We start from the raw sequence: 6,518 nt of genomic DNA, 5'->3' as shown, positions 1-6,518 counted from the left end.
GCACTGATTGGTGCGACGATCAACAGAACCAAGGCGGGCCACGGCCCGCATATTTCGTTCAGGCCCAGGTTCGTGTCACTGCAGGAAAAGATCACAATCGGTCGGCGCTGCCCCTCATTGCCCTGCCGGGCATTTCTCCCCGTATAGTGACGGGGAGAAAGAGGCCTGCGCAGATTGCTTCGCCAATCACCGGCGTTACAGGAAGAGTGCCGGCGTTGCGGCCAGCCCCTTCTCCCCGTCACTATACGGGGAGAAGATGCCGGCAGGCAGATGAGGGGCAGCGCCGACAGATTGTGATCTTTTCCTGCAGTGACACGAACCTGGGCCTGAACGAAAAAAGCGGGCCGTGGCCCGCCTTGGTTCAGTTGATCGTCGCACCAATCAGTGCAACCGGCCGCTCGCATGGGCCAGCATGGTGTAGACCTTGCCGGTGTCCGACGTCAGATAGGTCTGCGCCATGATGTTGTCGCGGTCGTTGCGCGAGACGTCCTTGAGCAGCTTTTCGAAGTCGTCGCAGTATCGGTCGACGGCGGCGCGGAACTCCGCCTCTCCCTGATATTTGCGGCGGATCTCATCGAAGGTCTGCTGGCCCTTCAGCGTGTAAAGGCGGCGCGTGAACACGTCACGCTCGCCGCGCCGGTAGCGGTTCCACAGCTCGATCGAGGCGTCATGGTCGATCGCCCGTGCAATGTCGACCGACAGCGAGTTGAGCGACTCCATGACATGCAGCGGCGAGCGCTGGGCGGGAGCCGCGCGCGGTGCTTCCGCGGGGGCCGCCGGCCTGGCAACGTCCTCCTCGCGCGATGCCCCGGTCAGGAGGTCGCGCACCCAGCCACCTTGCGGTGTGCGGGCGTTGGCGTCGCGCTGGCGCGGTGCTTCGGCAGGACGTTCGATATCGAGCGTGCCGCGCAGGCCGCCGAGCGGCGCCTGCGGAGCCGGACGCTCGGCCTGCGGTGCCGGCGGCGGGCGGCGTACAGGTTCGGCGGGGCGCTGGACCGGCGCCTGGGGAGCCGGGCGCAAATTACGGGGCTCGGAACTGTCGCCACCACCGCGGCCCGATTTCGCAACGATATCCGACAGTTCCTTGAGCGCGTTGATCTGCTCGGAAACGGCGCGGCGGATCGCCGAAGTCGATTCCTTGGCCTCTTCCGGCATCTCGATGACGCCCTTCTTGAGCTCGGCACGGGTGAGGTCGAGCTCGCTCTTGATCGAGCTCGCGGTGCGCCGCATCTCCTCGGTCGCATCGGCGAACCGATTGGTTGCCGAATCGACCACTTCCGCAATGGCAATGCGGATCTTGTCGGCCGATGCCAGCGTCCTGCCTTCGGCATTCTGCATCGTCTGGCCGACAAGGCTCTCGAAGGAACGCATCACCTTCTCGAGGTCTTCCGACTTCTTGACCAGGCCGACGGCGAGATCTTCCAGTGACGACTGCCTCTCCAGCGTGTGTTCCAGATTGCTCTGCGCCGAGCTCAGCAGATCGGAAGCCGAGGACAGCAGACGGCTGTGCTCGTCGAACTTGGTGGCGATCGAGGCGACCTCGCGCAGCGTCGAAGACGACAATTCGGTAAGCCGCGTCGTGTTCGAATCGACCAGGCGGGCCGAGCTGGCGAAGGTCTGCGCCGCCTTTTCGGTGGTCGCGGCGAAGCTTTGCGTGCTGCCGCTGAGACGTTCGTCGACCTGGCCGAGATTGACTGCCGCCTGTTCGATCAGCTCACCGAGCTGCGAGCTGGAGACGCTCATGCGGCCGATGAGATCGGCGACACTGTCGGCGAGCGACGAGCGCGCGCCTTCGACGGCCGACAGCGTTTCGGCCGTGCGGCTGGCGAGCGCATTGACGAGGGCGGCGTTCTCGCTGCGCAGCTTCTCGGTCGCGCGTTCGGTGACCTCTTCCATGCTCTTTTGCAGTTCCGAGCCGCCCTGGGCGAAGCGCTCGACCAGCGGCCGTGCGGTTTCGTCGAGGATCTTCGACATTTCGGCCGAACGTGCCGCCAGCATGGTGTTGAGCTCGCGGGTGTTTGTGCCGATGGTCTTGGCCGCGTCGTTGGTGCTCTGGCCGATATGCTGGCCAACAGCGGTGAAAGTCTCCGCAATCGTGTTGGCGCGCGAGATCAGTTGAGCCTCGGCGCTCGACACCTGCTCGTTGAGCTTCTGGCCCATCGTCTCGGTGGTGTAGGCGAGGCGGTTTTCGACGCTGGCGACCTGTTCCTCGACGCGGGTGGTTGCGGCAGCAACACTCGCGGCCAGCCGCTCGTCGGCGCCGGCCAGAGCCTGCTCAATTTCTTGGGCGTGGACGGCAAGTTCCTGGCCGGTCTGGCGTGCGCGTTCGGCAACCCGCTGCTCGGTGCTGGCGAAGGCACCGACGATGTTGTCGGCATGCTCGCCGATCGTCGAGGTGGAGTCGGCGATGCGCGACACCAGGCGGTGATCAGCCTCGTCGAAGATGCGGCTGATCTCGGTGGCGCGGGCTGACAACGCGTCTGAACCCTCGGCAATGCGCGAGATCAGCTGCTGGTCGGCGGCATCGAAGATGCGGCCGAGATCCGACGCGCGCGCGGCAAGCGCTTCGGCGGATTCGCCGATGCGCATGCTCAGCCGCTGGTCGGCACCCTCGAAGTTGCGCAGGATGTCGCCGGCGCGGTCGGCGAGCGACTGCGCCGTCTCGACCGCACGGGCGACGAGCTTCTGGTCGGCGGCGTCGAACGTGCCGGCAATTTCGCCGGCGCGGGCAGCCAGCCGTTCGGCCGTTTCTTCGGCGCGCGCGAGCAGCGAGTTTGACGTCTCGTCATGCCGGGCAAGCAGCGCGCTCGTCGTGTCCTCGGCGCGTGCGTGCAGGCGGCGATCCGCATCCTCGAAGGTGCGGGCGATATCCTCGGCCCGGGCAAGCAGGGCGGCCGAAGTCTGCTCGGCACGCTCGGCGATCTTGCGGTCGGCATCGCTGAAGGCAGCACCCGCCTGTTCGTGCAGGGCGCTGGTGACTTCCATCACCTTCTCGCGAAGTGCGCCGGCAACAAAGACGGCGCTCTTTTCGAGCACGTTGCGGACATTGTCGACACCCACCGACAGCGCGCGCTCCATGGTTCCGGCGCGCTCCTCGATGATGCCGGTCTGCTTGCTGAAGGCCTGCTCGATCTTCTCGACGTCGACTGCGATAGCCGCGGAAATGTCGGTGCTTCTGGCGGCGATCTGGTCGATATGGCCCGACAGCGAGCGGTCGACATCCTTGCGGGTGTCGGCGAGCTTTGCCAGATCGTCTTCCAGCGCCTGGGTCAGCATGTTGCGGCCTTCGGCCAGCTTGCCGACATGGCGGGCGATGATGTCGTCGACCTCGCTGCGGCTTGCCGTCAGCTTCTGCAGATCGGCTTCCAGCGCGCGCTTGAGGATGTCGCGGCCTTCGGCCAGCTTCTCGACCTGGCCGGCGACCAGCCCGTCGATGCTCGACCGGCTCTCGGCCAGCTTGGCGAGGTCGTCCTCAAGAGCCTTCGACAGCGTCGCGCGATCCTGGGCGAGCTTGTCGCTGTGATCCTGGAGCAGGCTGTTGACATTTTCCAGATCGGCTTCCAGCACCCGTGCGAATTCTCCACGGTTTTCAGTCAGCTTCTGCGACTGGTCGACAATGGCGCTCCTGATCGTGCTGAGATCGGCTTCGAGCGCCCGCTTGAGGATGTCGCGGCCCTCGGCGAGCTTCTCGACCTGTCCGGCGACCAGCCCATCGATGCTGGAGCGGCTCTCCGCCAGCTTGGCGATGTCGTCTTCCAATGCCTTTGAGAGGGCCGAACGGTCCTGGACGAGCCTGTTTTGATGATCGGCCATGATGCCGCTCACATTGTGCAGATCGTCCTGAAGCGCCTGGGATAGTGTCGAACGATCCTGGACAAGCCGGCTCGTGTGGTCGGCGATCAGGCTGTTCACATTCTGCAGATCGGCTTCCAGTGCCTTCGAAAGCTGGCTGCGCTCTTCCGCCACCCTGTCGGAATGACCCGCGATGGCACCCTTGATGGTATTGATGTCGGCTTCGAGCGCGCGCTTGAGAATGTCACGGCCTTCGGCCAGCTTCTCGACCTGGCCGGCGACCAGCCCGTCGATGCTCGACCGGCTTTCCGCCAACTTGGCAAGGTCGGCCTCGAGCGTTTGGGACAAGAGGCCACGATCGTCGGCGAGCCGGTTCGAATGGTCGGAGAGCAGGCCCCTGATGCTGGACAGGTCGTTCTCCAGCGCCTTGCTGAGTTCGGTCCGGTCCTCGGCCAGTTTCGCCGAGTGGTTCTCGATCACACCCTTGATGCCGATAATGTCGTTTTCGAGCGCCTTGGTGAGGATGGCACGGCCTTCGGCGATCTTTTCGACCTGGCCGGCGACCAGCCCGTCAATCGAGGCGCGGCTGTCGGCGAGCTTGCCGAGATCGGCCTCCAGGGCGCGCGACAGAATGTTGCGGCCTTCAGCCAGTTTCCCGACATGCCCGGCGACCATTTCATCAATGATCGTGCGGGCTTGCACGAGTTTTCCAGAGTCTTCATGCAAGGCCTGGTTGAGCCGGTTGCGGCCCTCTTCGAGGCGTTCGAGATGGCTGCCAACCGACGCGTCGATGGCGGCGCGCGACTCGTTGACCTTGCGCAGATCCTCTTCCAAAGCGCGCGAAATCAGGTTGCGGCCTTCGGCCAGCTTCTGCACCTGGTTGGTGACGGCTGCGTCGATGCCGGCGCGGCCCTCGGCGAATTTCGCCAAATCCGCCTCCATGGCCGCTGCCATGCGCTCGCGGCTTTCGGACAGCTTGCGGCTGTGGTTTTCGACCGCTTCCTCGATGCCGACGCGGGCGTCGGCAAGGCGCTGGATGTCGGTGTCGAAGGAGCGCGACACGACGTGGCGGGCCGCTTCCATGCGGCCGGCAAAGTCGCTGGCGCGAGCTTCGAGCATCGACGAGGTCGACGAAACGATGTCGGCCATGTCAGCGCCGATCTGGGTCTTGCCCTGATCGATCATCGCCGACAAATGATCCTTGCTCTCGGCAAAGGTGTGGGCGATCTCGCGGGCGCGCTCGACCAGCGTTTCATTGATCTGCCGGGCACGCGCCTCGAGCGCGGCGTTGAGTTTTTGTGTGCCGGTATCCAGGGCTTCGGCGCGGGTCTGGAATTCGCTGATCAGCGCCTGGCCACGCTCGGCCAGCGTGCGCTCGATGCCGTTGAGGCTGGATTCGAATTCAGAGCTCAAGGTGCGCGCAGCACCCCCAAGCAGCGACACCATGCCGGTGGTGCGGTCGTCGAGCAGGTCGGTCAGCGAGCGGGTCAGGCCGTCGGTGGTGTCGGTCAGCTTGGCGATGCGGGTGTCGAGCAGCGAAGCGAAGGCTTCGCCCGATGTCGACAGCCGGTCGGTGATCGTATCGAGCCGGCCTTCCACCTGATCGAAGATCGACATCGAGCTTTCATTGATGCGGTCGATCAGCGTGTCGCCGGAATTGGTGATCGTCATCGACAGCTTGGTCGACGCGTTGAGGATGGAATCGCGAATGATGTCGCTGGCAGCGCCGATTTCGTCCTTCAGCGTCTCATGCGCGCCGGTGATCGAAGCGCGCACGCGCTCGGCATGGGTGACGACGGCTTCGCGTTCGCTGCCCAGCCCGTCGACAAGCGAGCGTATACGGGATTCATTCTCCGAATAGGAGCGTTCGATCTGGTTGACCTCGCTGTGAACCAGCGTTTCGAGTTCGACGGCGCGCGCCAGCGTGCGCTCGATGCCTTCACCCATGGCCGCCACTTCGCGGCGAACGGCCTGGCCGATCATCATGACGCGGTCCTGGGCGAGGTTTTCCGGCTCCGCCAGGCGGAAAGCCACTTCCGTCATCGACTGGGCGGCGATGCGCATTTCCTGCGCGCGGCGGATCATTGCCGCGAAAGCCCAAAACAGGACGACCGGTATGATTGCCGCGATTGCGAGGCCGATCAGTTCGGGGCGGGCCAGGAGTTGATCGAATGTACGAATTTTCCAGATGCTCGGGCCAAACAGCAGATTGGCAAGACCGCCGGCGCCGGCAATCCAGGCCAGCGACACGAACGCCACGACCCAATAGATCGTGCTCGACGCGCGCCGGTTGAGGCTGTGCAGCAGCGTCTTGTAATCTTTCTGGCGATCATCGTTTGCCGGCTTGAAGCCGGCCGGCTGCGCGCTGTTACGCGATTCAATCGGGCGCAACTCGGCGGGCTTGGCAGCCGGCGTCGCGCTTTGATTCTGTTGGACGGGTGCGCTTTGAGCGGGGGCAGGTTTCTGGGTACGGCCTTCGCGCGCCAGTTCGTCCGCGGCCTGCGAAATCTGCGCTTCCAGATCTTCCATCGACGCCGCAATATCGAGATCGCCGCTGCCGTCTCCGCTAAGGTCGAGGTCTAGTGCCTTTTCGAGTTCCCTGGCTACGTCGTTGTCGAGAGTTCTGGTCGTCGTTGGTTTCTTCGCCATGCCTTCGCTACCCTGTACTAGCTGCCGAGGGACTTTATGATTTTGGCCTGATTCTGGCTTGTCTTATCCCACGCAGG

The 6,518-nt window shown here is 64.4% G+C and carries 1 protein-coding gene; it reads right to left on the bottom strand.

Features of this window, described 5'->3' with window-relative positions:
* Nucleotides 1-381: 381 nt before the first annotated feature.
* Nucleotides 382-6,441 (bottom strand): kinesin, encoded by a 6,060-nt coding sequence (locus JQK88_RS11965; RefSeq protein ID WP_203278388.1) that lies wholly within the window; start codon nt 6,439-6,441, stop codon nt 382-384.
* Nucleotides 6,442-6,518 lie beyond the last annotated feature (77 nt).

Origin of the sequence: Mesorhizobium caraganae (assembly GCF_016836705.1) — a bacterium.
GTDB classification, from domain to species: Bacteria; Pseudomonadota; Alphaproteobacteria; order Rhizobiales; family Rhizobiaceae; genus Mesorhizobium; species Mesorhizobium caraganae.
The sequence above is the reverse complement of the archived record's forward strand: the minus strand, read 5'-3'. Positions and strand labels throughout refer to the sequence as shown.